Source organism: Nocardia pseudovaccinii, assembly GCF_050942345.1.
Classification (GTDB): Bacteria; Actinomycetota; Actinomycetes; order Mycobacteriales; family Mycobacteriaceae; genus Nocardia; species Nocardia pseudovaccinii.
The window spans coordinates 6,308,081-6,325,957 of record NZ_CP192074.1; the positions used below are offsets into that span (position 1 = coordinate 6,308,081).

Below are 17,877 nucleotides of genomic sequence, written 5' to 3' on the forward strand. Positions count from 1 at the left end.
TCACCGCGCTGCGCGCCCTCGGTCGAACAATCGGCACCGTAGCCACCGGGCTCGTGGGACTTGGCTCAGGTTGTGCCTGATTTGGTGAGCGTCGTTCTGCGATGTCCGGACATCCGGCGAATGAGGATCGGTAGGACGGCTGTGGTGACGAAGAGGGTGACGGCGACGAGGATGAAGTAGAGCAGAGATCCGGTGCGGCCGAAGCGAGGGAGGAAGGCGACTTCCTGGCCGGTCGCGGCGACGGCGTTGAGGAACGGGGCGTAGGCCTGCAGGGTGTATCCATGGGGCAGCAGATTGATGGAGTTCTCGGCTACATAGACCCAGAACAGGAGGACCGCGACGGCGGCGGACGGAGTGCGGATCAGTGACCCGACCGCGACACCCACTCCGCATGCGGCGAACGCGTAGCTCGGGACGGTCCAGAGGAACCGGATACCGGCGGAATCGGTGATGTCCACCGCCCCATAGATTTTGGGGAACTGGTGTGGAAGCGCGACCATGACGACGACGAGTAGAACAGTTATCGATATCGCCGTGATGGCGCCGTAGTAGATCCACCGCGCCAACGCGACCGTCCAAGACCGGGGAAACAGGAAGGCATTGAGATCGCTTGTCTGACCGCGCCATTGGGTGGCGTGGGCGTAGGCGGTGGTGACCATCATGACCGACACGGACAAGGTGATCACCCAGTACACGGAGTTGGTGGTGGAGACCGTGGCTACGTAACTCTGTCCGGGGAGGTCGGCGAGTCGTTCTGCGACGGCGGCGATTGCGAAGGTGACGACCAGCGGCAGCACGAAGGTGAGGGGGACAGCGACGGTCCACAGGAAGCTGCGTCCGGCGGTGCGGGTCCATTCGGCGGCGACGCCGCGGCGGATGAGGGTGGCTGGACCGGGACTGTTCATCGGGCCACACCGGACGTGAGATGGGTTGGCAGGCCGGCGATTCGCAGGTAGGCGTCTTCCAGGCTGGTCTCGCCAGGACCCAGGGTGTTCATGAGGTGGGCGAACGGCTGGTCGGCCAGAATGCGCCGGTCCCCGAGGATGACGATGTGGTCGGCGTTGCGTTCGACCTCATCGAGCAGGTGCGTGGCAACCAGGACACAGGTCCCGGCATCGGCGAGCTGACGCAGCAGTTCGCGTATCCAGCGGATGCCCGCGATGTCGAGGCCGTTGAGCGGTTCGTCGAGCAGCAGGGTTCGCGGCTCGGAGAGCAATGCGGCGGCGATGCCGACACGTTGGAGCATGCCGAGCGAATAGTGCCCCAGCCGGCGATCGGCGACCCGGACGAGGTCGACGATCTCGAGGACGTCGCCGACCCGGCCGGTGGGTAGTCCACGGGCGCGGGCGATCCAGCGTAGGTGCCGACGTGCGGAGTGGCGGGGGTCGAAAGCTCGGTAGTTCAGGTGCATTCCGAGAGTTGCCGGTGTGGTGTGATGGGCACGGATGAGGGTGCCGTCGACCCGGACGGTGCCGATGGCAGGCGCGATGACGCCACAGATACACCGCAGCAGCGTGGTCTTGCCGGTCCCGTTGAGACCGATCAGGTAGGTGAGTGCCCCGTCTGCCACGGTCAGTTCGGGGACTTCGAGGACGGTGACGCCTGGGTAGCTCAGGGCGAGGTCACGGATGTCGATCACGGCGCTCGGAGCCGGTCAGAAGTCGCAGGCCATCGCCAGCCCAACGGCCTTGACGCCCTCGCACACGGAGCTGTTGGACAGCTTCCAGACACCATCGATACGCTTCCAGACCACGCGCGCAACCAGATCCGGTTGTCCCGCTGACTTGCTGCGCAGCATAGCGGTGTGCACGTTGCCGTTGTGGGTTTCGGGACCGGTGACCTCATTCGACCCGCGCGGAGCTCGGTACCAGCCGATGTTGTAGAGGGTGCGCGCAACCACGACCGCCCTCATGCCGCCTTCCATATTGGCCGCCTTGGCCTCGTCGGAGGCGGGTGTTTCGATCAGGAACGCGACCTGGGCGTCGAGATCGTCCAGGGTGGGGACCTCCCGGGTGATGAGGAACTCGCCGGGATCGGCGGAGGCGACAGGGGCATTGGCAACCGAGGCGCCGGTCGTGGCCACGGCGACCGTTATGATCGCCGACACGACACCAGCGACATTTTTGAGGGTCTTCATTATTTCATCCTCTGATCGACTGGGACAGCACCTGCTGCACGCTCAAATGTGCAGGCGGCCAACAATAAATTGGCGAGTTCGAGATTACTCGTGTTCATGTCGGATCCTCAGGGTTTGCGGCCGATGGCACCGAGCATGACCATTCGAGTGTCCGGCAAGTCGGGGCGGAGCCACTGTTGTACCGGCACCACACCAGGTTCGAGCAACTCGAAGCCGGCGAAGAATGCCTCCGTCTGTGCTGTGGACCGAAAGGCGACTTGGGCTGAGGTGTTGTTGGTTCCGGTGAGCACCTGGAGTATCTCTGGGGCGGAATCAACGGAGCCATGACTGATCGCCAGGTAACTGCCTGGGGCCAACTGATCGCGGAAGGCGGCGATGATCTCGGCGGGGTGTTCGTCGTCCATCACGTAATGCAGCACACTGATGAGCGTGATAGCCACTGGCTCGTTGAAATCGATCAAGGCGTGGTTCTTCAGCTGATCGAGGATGTCGTGGGGACGACGAACGTCGCCCAGAAGTGCTGTGACACCACGTGGTTTGGCCAGCAGCGCGTCGCAATGGGCGTGCACGACCGGGTCGTAGTCGACATACACCACCCGCGCCGACGGCTCGATCTCCCGAGCCACCTCGTGCACGTTGGGCGAGCTCGGGATACCCGAACCGAGATCGAGGAACTGACGGATACCGGCTTCCGCGGCCATCTCGACCGCTTTGAGCATGAAACTCCGGGTGAACCAGGCCAAGGTCTTGATTTCGGGTGCGCGAGAGAGCATTTGATCGGCCATGTCCTGGTCGATCTCGCGATTGTCCTTTCCGCCCAACAGGTAGTCATACACCCGGGCCGAGTTCACCAGACCGGGGTTGAACGGTTGAGGCGTTCGGTTGTTCTCCGACGCAGGCCCTTCAGTTCCTTCGACCACAGGTGTAACCGTAGCGTGTAACCGTAGCCGATCGGTACCCCTCAGACGGGTGCTCCTCCAGAGATCTGTCGCCCGGATGTGGTGGAAGTATGCGTTGCCCGAACGAGGCGCTGCTCCGCCCGACCGAGCCGCCCCCGATCCGAGCCATCGACGAACCATGCTCCGACACAACACAATCCAACACTCCACGACATCTACCCAGCACTTACTCCCAACCGCCGTCGCTGGTGGGGCTTGGACGTGTACGCGGCACCGTCGAAGAGTTCGTCGCCACCGGTGTTCGTGCCACTGTCGGCGTGTACTGCCAGTACCAGTACCGGGGCCTTTACTGCGGAGGCCGAGGGCATCCGCGATCTTGCCCGGCGCACCGTCGGCTCCGAGACCGCTCAGACCCACGACGACGGTCGCCGCCGTGACCACTGGGTGAGCCCAAATACCCTACGGCTCACACTGTTTCGAGTCCGGCCGGTTGTTCTGCAACTCCTTCCGGGTAGCGGTGTCACCGGACCAACAATGCGCTTCAACACGGACGTGATGACGGAAGTCGACGGGGCGTCTGTCTGGCTCCATGTTCAGCAGTTGCGTGACGAGGTCCGCGAGTTCGCCCGCAGGGCGGGCGGGTCGGCGTGGAGCACCGCCAGGGAGTTGCGTGTGGTTTCTGACGGAAGAATGGGGACAAACCTTCGGTTGCAGCACAATTCACGGCTCGTTCCGGCCGTTTCACAGATCTGTTCCAGCCAAGGCGACTGCGTGTTCTACCGCGGACCGCGCCCGTTCGACGGTCGAATAGCGGCCCAGACCGCATGGGGCCGCGACGTCCAACAGGCCGCCGTAGGCCGACTCCGCCGCCGCCAACCCCTGTCGTGCTTGCGCGAGCGGCTGCGTCGGATGCGCGAGCCCGGCGATAACACGCGTAGTGGCAGGCAATTCGAGGCCTGCCAGGGGCGCGTAGTACCGCGCTCGGACCGGCGCCTGTCTGCCGTCGCCGATGGGCAGGTGGACGAAATCGAGACGCCTCCCCGCAGGCCAGTATCGCGCTATCGCGTTGGCCAGCGCGACGACCGGGGCCGTCGATCTCGGCGCCACGACCGGCTTGTCGTCGAGGCTCCCGTAGCACAAGTGCACACCGAAACGGGAATCATGGGGCGCCCGTGCGACGAGGCGTGCGATCGCTCGACCCGCCACGGCGGCCGGGCCCTGCCGCAGGCCCGCAGGTGTCCCCGCGCAGATGAGCGTCTCCGCTGGCAGTTCGAGTTGGAATACGACGTTGTCCCGCAACGCCGCATGGATACGGATGATCTCCCTGACAGTGGCGTCGACAATCGGGCGGTAATAGGGGAAGCCTCGATCATCACGGCCAGCCGAGCCTCGACGCCACATGAGCATCCGCGCCTCGAAGGCGATGAAACCGATGACAAAGGGCGTCGGTATGCCTACCTGCAAACGAAGTCCGGGATCGGTTCGGCGCATATCGACCAACGCGTCCATGGCACGCCCGGCCTCCTCCGCATAGCCGAGCGCGGCGTCGATATCGGCTTCGCCCAGCGATCGGCCTGCCCGAAGCCGAAAGGTGTCGCGGGAACGCAGCGTCGACCAATCACCGCGGCGCACAGGCGCCAGCGCCGGGAACTTGCCGAGCCGGTCGATGATGGGCCTGACGTACCACTGGGCGCGATATGGATCCGCTTCACCGCCCGGAACCATGCCGTCCAGGAATTCACCGGCTGTGTCGACGGCGAACGCCATTGCCTTCTCTGGACTGTCCAACTGTGCGGGCAAGCTGCCCACGAAGTGAATCCTACGCTTGGGCTGCACAGCGTCAGTGTCGCATATCAGCCGTCCCCCGAGACGTGGGCGTTCCCCACGCTATTCCGGCGGCCACCGGAACGACGCAGCATCACGCCGGGCCATCGCCATGGATTGGGAACCTTCGGACCTGCGGAGGACCCGCCGAAAAGATCTTCGGCACCCGGCAGGCATCGAAAAAGCGACGGCCCCAACCCTTCTCGGGCTGGCCGAGCTCCGTCGTATTCAGATAGCGGTAGCCGATGCTCACTCGCGGGAACCCCCGCGGCCACGGGCAGGGCCAGATCGAAATTCGCGGGGTAGAACAACAAGCCGGTTTGGGGCTCGGGCGGATAGATGTCGGTCCAGCCGCCGCTCCATTCGCCGCTGGTGCCGGTGGGCGTATCGGCGAGCTGAGTGCGGGTCTGGATCAGCTGGGTCGTTCCGAGGGGTATGGCCACAGGGAAATCCAGCTGATCAGGTTGTGGGCCTGTAGTTTTCGGTCTCGCCCTAGGCGGACGGCGGGTCGTCGTCCTGCTTGGGCTGGTAGTAGTCGGTCTGCTTGTAGAGCGGAACGTTCCCACTGCCAACCGCCTCGACATGAAAGTCGCCCTGTCGCTGAGCACACTCGGTGCACAAACTGACAAGTAGGGTCACCTCGGGGAAATCCTCAGCGGCTCGCCCGTAGTTGCGGACCGGGCGCAGTGCCTGGGGTGGTTCGCCCTCGAATTCCGCGGATCCATTGAGGTACCCAGCAATGAGGTCCGCAGCGGAGTGGTCTTCGACGTCGGTGAAGCCGAGCGCGCGCAACTGTGCGGCGATGTCGTCAGGAGTGAAGTAGCTGAACCAGGGTTCGCCGACAGCTGCCGCTCGATGTGCGCGCGCCTGCAGCTGCGCACGATCCTCGTCGGTGTCTGCCGACTGCAGGTAGTCGAAGATCACCTCGACCGGCTCGGATTGACGAGCAATGTCCAGCGAAGTACGCCCCGAGTGGGGCGACCCGCATCGCGGCCCCGTTTCCCATGATCCGCGTCCGCCGAAAGCAGCGCCTGCTGCTTCGTTCCAGGGGCGTCCGTCGCGGATCTCGTGCAGCACAACGACTGTGCCGCCGCCGTAGCCGCGATAGGGTTCGCAGCGATCGGCGAAGGTGGCTGCGAGGGCGTCTCGATCGATACGGGCGCGGCCGCGGACTTGGGTGTATACCGAACAGGCGACCTGCCCCGAGCCGCAGCGCAGGCCGCGTTGTCCGCCGAGGTCACCCATCGGCACCCGGAAGCGATCGTCGGTGCCATGGCGGTCGCCGCCGCAGCGAGCCACGCCGCGGCGACTCACGGAAAAGGCTGCACACCAACTGAATTGCTGCACTGGAATACGAGCCGGACCCGATCATCGATCCAACGCTCGGCTACGACGACTTCGGGCTGTGAAACAGAAGACACCGACGACATCGAATGCGACGGCCCACAGCACATTAGCCACCGAGGGACCTCGGGCATAGGCGGTCGTTGACCAGCTTCCGGGAGTGGCGGTGTTAGTCGTGCCGCTGATGCGGGCCGCGGGCTGCCTGCTACAAGCCTTGGTTGGTAGGTGATAGCGTCCGACCCCGCATCCGATCCGGCGACGACACATTGGGGGTCGCCCGTAGCTCGGCATCGAGACTGCCGCGCGGACCGAAGATGATGTGGTAGGGGCCGGTCGACCACATCGTGGCCCCCAGCCCCGCGCCGACGACAAGGACTAACGCGACGGCAAACCCGATCAGGTGCAGCGGCAGCAGGACCTCGCGCAACGAGTGTGGAGACCGGGTCGGGCCCGGTGCACCGAGCGCGAACGCCGATCGGCGGCCGGGCGACCACCGCCGCCTCGAGTCGGTCCGCGCGCCTGGCCCAGGTGAGCAAAGACGATACGGTATTGGTCCTCGGCGCGGCGTCGTCGGGCAATGCGCGATCGCAATACCGTCGACCACCAGAACTCGCGCGGCAACTGGACAGCTCGGTCAACCAACAGCTGCCGGTCAGATAATCGGCCGAACATTTCGCTCAACCTACTGACGAGTCATGGCAGCAGGGCAAGACCTTCACCGCATGACCGACCTCGGCCAGCACCGGCTGTTCATGGTGTCGCCGCGCCGCCGTAGACTTCCAGCCACGTGCGCGAGCAGGTCGGCGAACCACCGGTGCGGCGGCGGCGAGCGCGATTGAATCGAACGGCTCGAGGCGCGGTCGTGAACGGGAGGACAGATTGGAGGGCGCCGCCATCGATACCCCGCATGATCGGCACGATGCCTTGGGCGCGAAGCCGTTTGCTCACGTGAATGCGGCAAACGTCGTTGTGTATCGCGGGATCATGGGCGCGTTCGCGGTGGCCAAGCGGCGGTTCACCGTGCATCTGCGACCGGAGGACGTTCTGGCGCACCTGCGGCTTCCCGGCGGGCATCCGCCCGACCAAGGCGCCGTTGTCGATGCCCTGGGTCAGTTGTGTGAGTGGGGGAACCTTCGTGCGGACCCGGACACCAGCCGGGTCACCACCGTCGAGGAGTTTCACCGCGCCAGATTCCTCTATCAGCTCACACCGGAGGGTGAAGCCGCCGAGGAGGCGTTGGCCGCCTATGACGCGGCGTTGGGGCGTCGCGGCGCGCTGCAATCGGTCGCGTTGGCCGACATCGTCATGCACCTGCGCGCGTTACTGGAGCCCGCTGTCGACCCGGATCCGGATCGGGTGCGAATTCACCTGTCGCTCAACGCGCTTGCCGGACGGTTCCAGGATCTGGCCGACAATGCGGCGGCCTTCATGGGTTCGCTGCAGCGCACGATCGAGCTGCAGGACGCACGGGTCGAGGCGTTCCTCGCCTACAAGGATCGCCTGATCGAATATCTCGAGCGCTTCATCAAGGACTTGGTCGCCACCGGGGCGGAGATCTCGCAACTGGTGCTGGAGCTGGAACGTCGCGGAGTGCCGACGCTGCTCGACATCGCCGCCGAACGTGAATCGTCCGACGCGGCCCCGGACGGTACCGATGATTTCCGGGAGCGGGAGTTCCAGCGTCGCCGCGCGTTGTGGGCCGAACGCTGGGACGGTTTCCATGCCTGGTTCATCAGCGCGCCAGGGAATGCGAGCCAGGCCGCGATTCTGCGTGGGCAGGCCAGATCGGCGGTACCACGGATGCTCGCCGTTGTCGCGGCGCTCAATGATCGTCGCGCCGGGCGCTCGGACCGTTCGGCAGATTTCCACACCCTGGCCCGGTGGTTCGCGCAGGCGCCGGACGACGCGGCGATGCATCGGCTGTGGCGGGCCGCGTTCGGCCTGCATTCTTCTCGGCATCTGACCGTCGACGCCGAGACCCTCGAGGCGCGGTCGCAGCGTCCGGTGCCCGCCGCGACGCCGTGGGCGGCGGCACCGCCGATCATGATCAGTCCACGGCTGCGCAGGACCGGGCAGTACGAGCGACGCGGACGCCCGAATCGGGTGATCGATCGCAGTGCGGAGCGCCGGTATCTGGCCGAACTCGCGGCCAGGGAGGCGCAGGAGACGGCCGCCGCGCGGACCGCGCTGCTCGCGAAGGTCGGTGCGCCCACCCGACTCTCGGATGTCGGGCAACTCGAACCGGGGGCGTTCCGGTTGTTCCTCGGTCTGCTCGGTGATGTGCTGGCCGGGAAGACTCCCGGCCGCGCCGAGGTGCGGACGGTGACCTCCGATGGCAGTATCGAGGTCCGGTTGGTCGAGCTGCCCGATGCCGGTATCGCCGAAATCCAGACCGAGGCCGGCATCTTCCGCGGTCCGGATCATCTGCTCGAGATCGAGGATCTGACCGGCGCCTATACGCGCGAGGCGGCATCGTGACGAGCGCGCTCACCGACGCCGTCGCGGCCACCCGCGCCGCCGAACAGCGTAAGGCCGCCCGTGCCCTGCTGCGACGTCCGCTGTTGCGCGCCGACGGCCGGGACGCGGAGATGTTCGTGTTGGTCGCCAGGCACGCGCGGGAATTGCGCGAATGGTTCGACCGCGAGACCGGGTGGCGGCTGTCGATCACCAGCGAAGTGGCGCGCCTGGCCAAGACCGTCCCGGATCACACCGACCCCACCCACCCCGCTACCGACATCGCCCGCAAGATCCCATTCGGGCGGCGGCGCTACGTGCTGGTTTGTCTCGCGCTCGCGGTGCTCGAACGATCCGACAATCAGATCACTCTCGGCCGACTCGCCGAGCAGGTGATGCTGGCCGCGGCCGATCCGGAACTGAGGGACGCCGGCATCGTGTTCACCCTGGACCGCCGCGACGAGCGCGGCGACCTGGTGGCGGTGGTACGACTGTTGCTCGATCTCGGGGTGCTGGTTCGCGTTGCGGGAGAAGAACAGTCGTTCGTCGACCATTCCGGCGATGTGCTCTACGACGTGCGCCGCCGGGTCACCTCGGCCCTGCTGACCAGCGTGCGCGGCCCGTCGGTGGTGCAGAAGCACACCTTCGCCGATCGCCTCACCGAGCTGAATCACGAATTGCCCGCCACCACCGACGACTTGCGCAACCGGCGCACCCGCCAGCACCTCACCCGCATTCTGCTCGACGAGCCGGTGCTCTATTACGACCGCCTCGCCACCGACGAACAGGCGTATCTGACCGGTCAGCGCGCGGCGATCTGCGGGCGGATCACCGCCTTCACCGGATTGGTCCCGGAGGTGCGGGCCGAAGGGATCGCCATGGTCGATCCGCACGACGAGCTCACCGATATCCGGATGCCCGAGGTCGGCACCGATGGTCATGTCACGTTGCTGATCGCCGGACGGTTGGCGGAATCGGTCGGCGCCGAGGTGCCAGTGTCCCAGTTGCACGCCTTGGTGCGGGATCTCGCGAAGGAGTACGTGCGACAACGCGTGTGGCGCGCGGGCTCGGCCGAGCCCGGCGCCGAGGTCGGGCTGGTCGAGACCGCTGTGGACAAGCTGGCGGCGTTGCGGCTGCTGGAGCGGGCACCGCGCGGGGCCGACCCGGCATGGGTGCGCCCGCTGGCCGCCATCGCCCGGTATGGACTCGACACCCCCACCGTCGCCGAACCGACCCCCCGAAGAGAAAGTCGTCGATGAAACAGCCAATGCCGCAACCGCATTCGACGCGTTGGCAGCCGCTGCGGGCCGGACTGGTCGACCTGTTCTACTACGATCTGCAGGAGTTCTGGTTCCGCGACGGGCGCCTGCTGTTGCGCGGCAACAACGGCACCGGCAAGTCGAAGGTGCTGGCGCTGCTGCTGCCGTTCCTACTCGACGGCGACCTGTCCGCACATCGCGTCGAGCCCGACGCCGATCCGAAGAAGCGGATGGAGTGGAACCTGCTGCTCGGCGGTGCGCATCAGCATCCCGAGCGGATCGGCTACTCCTGGCTGGAATTCGGCCGCGTCGACGACGCGGGCGAGCAACACTTCCGCACCATCGGGTGCGGTATGAAGGCCGTCGCCGGGCGCGGGATCGCGGGCCACTGGTATTTTCTCACCTCGGCCCGGATGGGCGCGGATCTGCGGCTGGTCGATGGTCAAGGCTTCCCGCTCACCCGCGATCGGCTCACCGAGGCCCTCGGCGAGACCGGCGAGCGCTACGACAAAGCCCGCGACTATCGCCGTGCGGTGGACGAAACCATGTTCGGACTCGGTGAACAACGTTACGGCGCGCTGGTCGATCTGCTGATCCAGCTGCGCCAGCCGCAATTGTCCAAGCGTCCCAGCGAAAAAGTGCTCTCCCAGGCGCTGACCGAATCGCTGCCGCCGCTGGACCAGGCCATCCTGGCCGATGTCGCGGAGGCGTTCCGCAGCTTGCAGGAGGATCGCGACGAGCTGAGCGAAATGCGTGACGCGCTGGCAGGCACGCGTGGCTTCCTCGGCCACTATCGCGGTTACGCACGCATCGCCAGTCGCCGCAAGGCCACCGTGCTGCGGCAGGCCCACTCCCGTTATGAAAAGGTGGGGCGCGATCTCGGTGATGCCAAGGCGGCGCTCGCCGCCGCCGAGGAACGCGAAGGCGAACTGCGGGCGGACTTGGTCGAGACCGACGAGGAACACACTCGGCTGACCGAACGCCGTCAGGCCTTGCGCGACAGCGAGGCCATGGAGGCCACACACCAATTGGAGGCCGCGCGCACCCTCGCTCAGAGCGCGGAAAAGTCGGCACGACAGCGTGATTCGGAACGCAAGGACGCGGAAACGGCCGCCGGGGAACGCACGCGCAAGCATGCCGACGCCACTGCGGCGGCCGAGTTGGCGCGCGGCACGCTGACCGCCCGCCGGGCCGCCGCCGATAACGCGGCGGAACGGGCCGCGATCGGCCGCACACACGGCGCCGAGATCGTGGCGCGGCTCGACGACATCGCGCCGATCGAGGTATTGCGCCGCGCGGCGGCCGGACTGGTGACCGCACAACAGGCAGCGGTGAAACATCTGCGGGCCCGTATCGAGCGCACCGAGGCCACTGCACGGGAGCTGCGCACGCTGCGCGGCCGGATCGACGAAATAGACAGTCGCGCCGCCGAACTGGTCGATCGGTACGATGCCGCCCGGCAGCGGGTCACAACCGAGGCCGACGGCCTGGCCGAGGCGACCGGCCTATATTTGCGGGCCGCCACCGAACTCACCGTCGACGATATCGACACACTGCTGGGACAGTTGTCACAGTGGGCACTCGTGCTCGCGGGCGACAACCCCGCCGTGGCCGCCGCCCGGGCCCGCGCCGATCTGGTTGCCGGGCAGCTCAGCCGAGCCGACGCTGCCGCCGAGGCCGACCAGTCGCGCCTACAGGCCGAACTCGACGAATCGAGCGCCGAACGGGATCGGCTGGAACAGGGCGGAATCGACACGCCGCCAACGCCTTACACCCGCGACGCCGAAAGCCGGTCCGGCCGCGACGGCGCGCCGCTGTGGCAGCTCGTCGACTTCGCCGACACCGTCGGCGCGACCGAACGGGCCGGTATCGAGGCCGCACTGGAGGCCGCCGGAATCCTGGACGCGTGGGTGACCCCGGATGGCACGCTGCACACCAGCTCGGGCGATGCGGTGCTGACCGGGAACGATCCGGCACCGGGCGCCAGCCTTACCGACCTCATGGTCGCCGCTATCAACGAAGCGGATCCGCATGCGGGCGCCGTGGGCACGGAGACGGTCGCCAAGGTGTTGCGCGCCATCGGCTCAGGCGCCGACTCCACCCACCACACCTGGGTCGACCCCAGCGGCCGATTCCAGATCGGTGTGCTCGACGGCACCTGGCACAAACCGGCCGCACAGTACCTGGGCGCCGGTGCGCGCGAACACGCGCGTCAGCGACGCCTCACCGAATTGCGCGCGGCGATCACTGCGGTCACCGATCAATTGGCAGAGGTCACCGAGCAGCGCAGAGTGCTTTCGGCACGGCAGCAGACCCTGCGTGCGGAACTCGCGGAACTGCCCGGTGACACCGATGTGCGTGCGGCACATCAGGATCTGGCCGTGGTGATCCGTCAACAGCAGCAACTGACCGAGCAACGGGCCGTCGCGGTGACCGCCGCCGATCGCGCCGAGGCCGATCATGCGACCGCGGTCGCCGAACGTGATCACGACGCCGCCGACTGCGCTCTGCCCGGTGACCGCGCAGACCTCGAGCAGGTGGCCGAGGCACTGACGGACTATCGCGTCGCGGTCGAAGAACTCTGGTCGGCGGTCACGACGGCCCGCGACACCGCGCGGCGGGCCCAGGAAACCGAAGGCGAACTGCACGACGCGATCGAGCGACACCAACGGGCCGCGGACTTGGCAGCAGCCCAACGCCTCGAGGCAATCGGAGCGCGGCAACGATTCGACACTCTCGAGGAAAATGTCGGCGCCGCCGTCGCCGAACTCGCGGCCAAACTCGCGACGGTGGCCGAGGAACTGCACGCCAACCGTCAGAGGCACACCGAGCTGACGACGAATCTCGAGCAGACGCTGCGCAAATCGGGTGAGGCCCGCGGCGAACTCAACAAATTGACCGATCTACTCGAGCAGGAACGCCAGGAGCGCGACAGCGCCGTGGCGGGGTTGCATCGATTCGCCGAGACCGGGCTGTTCGATATCGCTCTAGCGGAGACGGTCGTCCCGGACCTCACCGAACCATGGGCGCCCAATCCCGCGGTCACCTTCGCTCGCGCTCTCGACAGCGAGCTCACCGAGGTCGCCGAGGACGACAAGACCCTCGACCGCGCCCAGCGCCGTGTCACCGAGGAACACAAGAGTCTCGGCGATCTGTTGAGCCGACAGGGCAATTCGACCTCGGCGTCGCTGCGGGCGGAGGGCATCGTGGTCGATGTCGTGTTCCGGGGCAAACCCACCACGGTGGACGCGCTGGCCGCCACCCTCGATGCCGAAGTCGCCGACCGCAGTCGGCTGCTCACCGAACGTGAACGCGAGATCTTGGAGAACCACCTGGTCAGCGAGGTGGCATCCGCGTTGCAGGAACTCATCCTGACCGCCGAACAGCAAGTGGCACAGATGAATTCCGAACTGGCCGCCCGGCCGACCAGCACCGGAATGAAGCTGCGGATGGAATGGGTGCCCGGCGACGACGCCCCCGCGGGTGCGGGTGCGGCGCTGCGGCAGCTGCGCCGGACCGCGGATGTGTGGAACGAGACCGACCGCGCGGCGGTCGGCGAATTCCTACAGCACGAGATCGAGCGGGTCCGCTCGGCGGATGTCGCGGGCACCTGGCTAGAGCATCTGACCAAGGCGCTCGATTATCGGCAGTGGAACAAATTCGTCATCGAGCGGCATCAGCACGGCAAATGGATGTCGGCGACCGGACCCGCTTCCGGCGGAGAACGCGTCCTCGCGGCCAGCGTGCCACTTTTCGCGGCCGCCTCCGCGCACTATGCCTCGGCGGGCAATCCGCATGCTCCGCGGCTGGTAATGCTCGACGAGGCGTTCGCCGGTGTCGACGACAACGCCCGCGCCAAGTATCTCGGCCTGCTGGCCGCGTTCGACCTGGATGTCGTGATGACCAGCGAACGCGAATGGGGTTGCTACCCAGAGGTTCCCGGACTCGCCATCGCGCATCTGGCTCGCACCGACGACGTGGCCGCGGTATTGGTCACCAACTGGGAATGGGACGGCCGCGAGCGCAGCCGAGTGCAACGCCCCGCCCCCCTGGTGTCGGTATCCGCCGACCACGACTCGGCCGGCGGCGCCGATCAGGGTGGCCTGTGGGAATGACGGACGATCCGGTGCGGCTGGCGAAGGTGCTCGGCGGCGCCGATACCGCGTGGCTGGTGGCCCGGGTGCGCGAGCGCATGGCGCGCGGGCTTTCGCTCACCGAATCGGTCAGCTTGCGCGATCCGACCGCCGCCGAACGCGCCGCCGTCGACCGGCTACTCGGCCGACGCCCGAGCAGCGGGGCGACCGTCAGTGTGCCGCTGGCGAAACTCGACGCGGTACTGCGGGAATCCGGAATCCATTCGGATGGGTTGGCGGCGGCGGCGATCGCGCTCGGCGGACCGGTTGCCAATCGCGCCGAAGCTGAAGCTCGAGTCGAACAGGCCTGGTCCGACGCGCTGGAACCCATGTGGACATACGCGAACGAGCGGCCCGAACTGCTCGACTGGTGGGGCGAAACCGTCCGGACGGGGCTGGTCCGACGACTCACGAGCACACCGGATATCGCCGGACCACTCGTGCGGCAATTACGGTCGGTCCTCGCCGCTCTGCCCGCCGAACGGAAATTGTTGGGACAGCTGGCCGCACAAGTGCTCGATAGCGCCCACGCCCTCGATGCGGGCACGCCGCTGTCCACACTCGCCACAGGCGCGGCACGCACACTCGGTGGAATTCCCGAGGGCGCCGACCGCCGCACCGTCTGGGCCGCGGTGGGCGTCGTGGTCGACGAGTTGAGCAGCACCGTCCTGACCGTCGGATTCCCGGGCGATGCGCGGACTTCCACCGGCCGGGCGCTACAGGCATGGCGTGCGGCCGGGCAACCCGTAGTGCTCACTCTGCGCCAGCTCATGCTCGATCCACCGGTTCTTTACTCCGACGAGCCAATCTCGATCTGCGAAAACCCCGCCGTGGTGGCGGCCGCGGCGGGGCGGCACGGCCCCGACTGCCTGCCGCTGGTGTGCACGGGCGGCCAACCGGGCGGCGCCGTACTCACCCTGCTGGAACTCGCGGTCGCGGCCGACGCGCGACTGCGCTATCACGGCGACTTCGACTGGTACGGCATCGGCATCGCGAACTTCCTGCACCGCAGATTCGTTTGGACACCATGGCGATTCGGTGCAGCCGAGTACGCCCGCGCTGCCGCCGTGGCCAGCACCCGCCCACTGACCGGCAAACCGACGGCGGCACGCTGGGACGCCGAACTCTGCGATACAATGCGCCACTACGACCGGCAGGTCGAGGAGGAACTGGTGATCGACGACCTCCTCGCCGACCTCCGCCGATAGGTGAAAGGCTTTGCCATCGTGGCGATGCGGCACTCGGGACGAGTCGAGCAGCGCCCGCGCCCGATCGCCGCATAGTGACACTCTCAACAGTCATTGCGTCGGCCACGACCGCGACAGCACCGAACGAATCGGCGTGCACCCGCGTCCGACGCGGCACCACCGCAGTCTCGATTGCCCGCACACCTCCCCCGCCGACAACCTCGCAATGGCGGTTCACCATTCGAAGCAAACGACCGCGACCTACGCCATCCAGACATCCGGAACTCCCCACCCTCAGCGCCTTCGACTTCCCGAAACCTGATTATGCCGCGCCCACAACAGCAGTCACGAGTAGTCGGCTACCTACCTCCAGCGTCGATCGCGACATCCGTCGACGACCCGGCCTCGGGCTCTGCTGACCCATAGCACCGGATGTGGATAAGCCGATAGTCAGTCGAAACCTGCCGTCTACTGCTGGCCTGCGTGGGCCTCTACTGCACCGGCGCGTACACGGTGTTCAGATCGATCAGCATCGGGTCGTCTACATTGCCTGTTCGCTGCCCAGGTGCTGTGCCGACGGCACGCAGGTTCTCGTCGAATCCCGCCCCGCTGTAGCAAGCCAGGACGGTCTGGCTGGTGTCGTACCCCTTGTCCGACAACAACTCCCGGGCTCGACGCAGTCGGTTCAGGTGACCGATCGTCATGGTGCGGTCCCACTTCACCTCACCCAGCGACAGAATGCGCCGCGGCTGTCCGGTGTCCTCAGGCGCAAGGACCACCACATCGATCTGAACCTGCCGCTTGTCCCGCGGATCGTTTACCGCGGCGGCAGCCACCTGCCCCGGGAGATCACCGAACACCTCGGGCCCCACCGACATCGCCCAGTCCCGGCAGATCCCCTCGAAATGCGGACCGACCACCTGCGACAAGAACGTGGCGCGCGAATTACGCCATGCCGCTTCGGGATTCCCGCGCTCCAACCGAGTCCACTCACGGCGCATGATCGCCTCGTAGAACACGATCAGCGGCTCGACGACCCGATAGGTCGACTTGCCCTGATTGAACGGGTCAGATTCACGAGTGATCAGCTGCGCGTCCCCCAGCACCGACAGCGGATGCACGATATCAGTGGAACTACGCCCGATCATGTTCGCGATCCCCCCTCGCGTCGTGTGCCCACCGGAGATAGCTCCGAGCACCGCGTGATACAAGGCCACGTCACGTATCTCGGTTTCCTCGGCCAGCAAATATCGCGCCTCCCGAAACAGCGGCACCTGCGGATTGAGCACCGTCCGCAACACCCAGGAGTCGAAATCCGCCAGTGACTCGGGCGCATCACCCGCGACGAACTCCCGCCGATACACGGGCGTGCCACCGACGATCGAGTGCACGAGCACCGCCAGCCGCGGATCGTCGATCCCCCAGAACCGCGCCGACTCCCGATAATCGAGCGGTTTGACGATCAACTCAAAGCTCGCGCGACCGTGCAAAGGCGCACTGCCGACCAGCAACCGCCCCATCAGCGACATAGCCGACCCACACAACAACAATCGTGAACCCGCCCGCCGCGCGTAGCCACGCGGATCCAGCGCACGCTGCAACACCGACGGCAACGACGGACTCGCCTTACTCAAATACGGAAACTCGTCGATGACAACCAGCCCATCCCCCACCACAGCGAATAGCCGCTCGAGGGCCTCATCCCAGTCCCGGAACGTATACCGGCCACCCCCTGCATACGCGGCAACCGCGGACCCGAAACCCTCCAGCGCCTCGACCTCCGTCGCATCGGTCGCGGTGAAAAAGAAACCCCCCATTACATCGGCCAACGCGTCCAGCAAAAAGGTCTTACCCTGCCGCCGCCCACTGACGATCCCCAACCGCACATCCGGACTCGGCGAGGTCGCGAACCGCACCAGCCCCGACCACTCACGGTCCCGATCGAACACCCGATCCGGCTTAACCAAGTCTGAATCGCCCCGGGTTTGGTGCTCATCTTCTTTGCTGAGAAGGATGGGCAGACCCTGCCATCGAAGTACGACGAAGCGACCAAGGCCAAGGCTGTGCGGCTGGTGGTCTGGTGGTCGATCACTGCGACGACTACGACAGCGAGTGGGCCGCGATCAAGGCCGTCTCGGCCCGGCTGGGCATGACCGCGCAGACCCTGCACAAATGGATCCGTCAGAGTGCGGTCGACGCAGGTGAGACTGAGGGCGTCTCGACTGAATCGGCGCGGGCGATCAGGGAGCAGGAACGTAAGATCGCCGAACTGGAACAGACGAAATCCTCGAGGCTGCAACGAGTTTCTTCGTGCGGGACGACGACCCGCGACAGCGGTGATCGAGACCGCACCCGAGTTGTTCGCACACATGCGTCAGCGCGGCAAGGTGCCGTTCAAGGTCACGACAGACCAAAGCGCGAATCTCGCCTTCCGAAGAATCAGCCGTCCTTCAAAACTTCTCGGCAGACCTCCGGTGCATTCGGCCATATGTGAAACAGTTGCCGCTCTGAATCTGACTGCGACGTAGAAGAAACAGGACTAGAAGTTGCAAGACCTCTCGCTCATCACCCGTGCAGGTTTGGTCAAAGCTGCCGGAATTGCAGTTTTGACCTTATCGGCGGCAATATCGATCGTGCCGA

Annotated in this window: 13 protein-coding genes; 6 read left to right on the top strand and 7 right to left on the bottom strand. The window is 66.3% G+C overall.

The genetic code is table 11. The features are described from left to right. Positions 1–65 precede the first annotated feature (65 nt). From ACQPZ2_RS28515 to ACQPZ2_RS28540, 6 genes are all read right to left on the bottom strand, one after another. A complete protein-coding gene (locus tag ACQPZ2_RS28515; protein ID WP_433521277.1) occupies positions 66–905 on the bottom strand; it encodes an ABC transporter permease in 840 nt (279 codons plus the stop codon). Continuing rightward, positions 902–1,639: an ABC transporter ATP-binding protein gene (locus tag ACQPZ2_RS28520; RefSeq protein ID WP_433521278.1), complete on the bottom strand. Its 738-nt coding sequence runs from the start codon at positions 1,637–1,639 to the stop codon at positions 902–904. The genes ACQPZ2_RS28515 and ACQPZ2_RS28520 overlap by 4 nt, the downstream gene beginning before the upstream one ends. 15 nt (positions 1,640–1,654) lie before the next feature. Further along, a complete protein-coding gene (locus tag ACQPZ2_RS28525; RefSeq protein WP_433521279.1) occupies positions 1,655–2,137 on the bottom strand; it encodes a hypothetical protein in 483 nt (160 codons plus the stop codon). A 107-nt stretch (positions 2,138–2,244) separates the two neighbouring features. Further along, positions 2,245–2,988, bottom strand: a complete 744-nt coding sequence (locus ACQPZ2_RS28530) for an SAM-dependent methyltransferase (protein WP_433521280.1) — start codon at positions 2,986–2,988, stop codon at positions 2,245–2,247. 789 nt (positions 2,989–3,777) lie between these two features. Next, the gene (locus ACQPZ2_RS28535; protein ID WP_433521281.1) at positions 3,778–4,845 is read right to left on the bottom strand and encodes a hypothetical protein; all 1,068 of its coding nucleotides are present in this window, start codon (positions 4,843–4,845) and stop codon (positions 3,778–3,780) included. A 507-nt stretch (positions 4,846–5,352) separates the two neighbouring features. Beyond that, the gene (locus tag ACQPZ2_RS28540; protein WP_433521282.1) at positions 5,353–6,174 is read right to left on the bottom strand and encodes a hypothetical protein; all 822 of its coding nucleotides are present in this window, start codon (positions 6,172–6,174) and stop codon (positions 5,353–5,355) included. Here ACQPZ2_RS28540 and ACQPZ2_RS28545 point away from each other — a divergent pair. The 5 genes from ACQPZ2_RS28545 to ACQPZ2_RS28565 all read left to right on the top strand — a co-directional run bounded on the left by ACQPZ2_RS28545 (position 6,085) and on the right by ACQPZ2_RS28565 (position 15,258). Beyond that, positions 6,085–6,351: a hypothetical protein gene (locus ACQPZ2_RS28545; protein WP_433521283.1), complete on the top strand. Its 267-nt coding sequence runs from the start codon at positions 6,085–6,087 to the stop codon at positions 6,349–6,351. The two genes, ACQPZ2_RS28540 and ACQPZ2_RS28545, sit on opposite strands and share 90 nt — an antisense overlap. An 801-nt stretch (positions 6,352–7,152) precedes the next feature. Continuing rightward, positions 7,153–8,682 carry a TIGR02677 family protein gene (locus ACQPZ2_RS28550; protein WP_433527544.1) on the top strand — a complete coding sequence of 510 codons (1,530 nt, stop codon included), beginning with the start codon at positions 7,153–7,155 and terminating at the stop codon, positions 8,680–8,682. Next, complete coding sequence (locus ACQPZ2_RS28555; protein WP_433521284.1) at positions 8,679–9,917, top strand: TIGR02678 family protein; 1,239 nt, start codon at positions 8,679–8,681, stop codon at positions 9,915–9,917. The genes ACQPZ2_RS28550 and ACQPZ2_RS28555 overlap by 4 nt, the downstream gene beginning before the upstream one ends. Then, complete coding sequence (locus ACQPZ2_RS28560) at positions 9,914–14,032, top strand: TIGR02680 family protein (protein WP_433521285.1); 4,119 nt, start codon at positions 9,914–9,916, stop codon at positions 14,030–14,032. The genes ACQPZ2_RS28555 and ACQPZ2_RS28560 overlap by 4 nt, the downstream gene beginning before the upstream one ends. Beyond that, the gene (locus tag ACQPZ2_RS28565; protein ID WP_433521286.1) at positions 14,029–15,258 is read left to right on the top strand and encodes a TIGR02679 family protein; all 1,230 of its coding nucleotides are present in this window, start codon (positions 14,029–14,031) and stop codon (positions 15,256–15,258) included. Before ACQPZ2_RS28560 ends, ACQPZ2_RS28565 begins: the two co-directional genes overlap by 4 nt. 470 nt (positions 15,259–15,728) lie before the next feature. Here ACQPZ2_RS28565 and ACQPZ2_RS28570 read toward each other — a convergent pair whose 3' ends face one another. After that, on the bottom strand, positions 15,729–17,186 hold the full coding sequence (locus tag ACQPZ2_RS28570) for an AAA family ATPase (protein WP_433521287.1): 1,458 nt from the start codon (positions 17,184–17,186) through the stop codon (positions 15,729–15,731). 131 nt (positions 17,187–17,317) lie between these two features. Between ACQPZ2_RS28570 and ACQPZ2_RS28575 the strand changes: the two genes are divergently transcribed. Next, positions 17,318–17,731: a transposase gene (locus ACQPZ2_RS28575; protein WP_433521288.1), complete on the top strand. Its 414-nt coding sequence runs from the start codon at positions 17,318–17,320 to the stop codon at positions 17,729–17,731. Positions 17,732–17,877 lie beyond the last annotated feature (146 nt).

Excerpts from the sequence above, each read along its gene's own strand:
- ACQPZ2_RS28515 (WP_433521277.1), bottom strand. The coding sequence starts at position 905 with ATGAACAGTCCCGGTCCAGCCACCCTCATCCGCCGCGGCGTCGCCGCC.
- ACQPZ2_RS28525 (WP_433521279.1), bottom strand. The coding sequence starts at position 2,137 with ATGAAGACCCTCAAAAATGTCGCTGGTGTCGTGTCGGCGATCATAACG.
- ACQPZ2_RS28560 (WP_433521285.1), top strand. The coding sequence starts at position 9,914 with ATGAAACAGCCAATGCCGCAACCGCATTCGACGCGTTGGCAGCCGCTG.
- ACQPZ2_RS28565 (WP_433521286.1), top strand. The coding sequence starts at position 14,029 with ATGACGGACGATCCGGTGCGGCTGGCGAAGGTGCTCGGCGGCGCCGAT.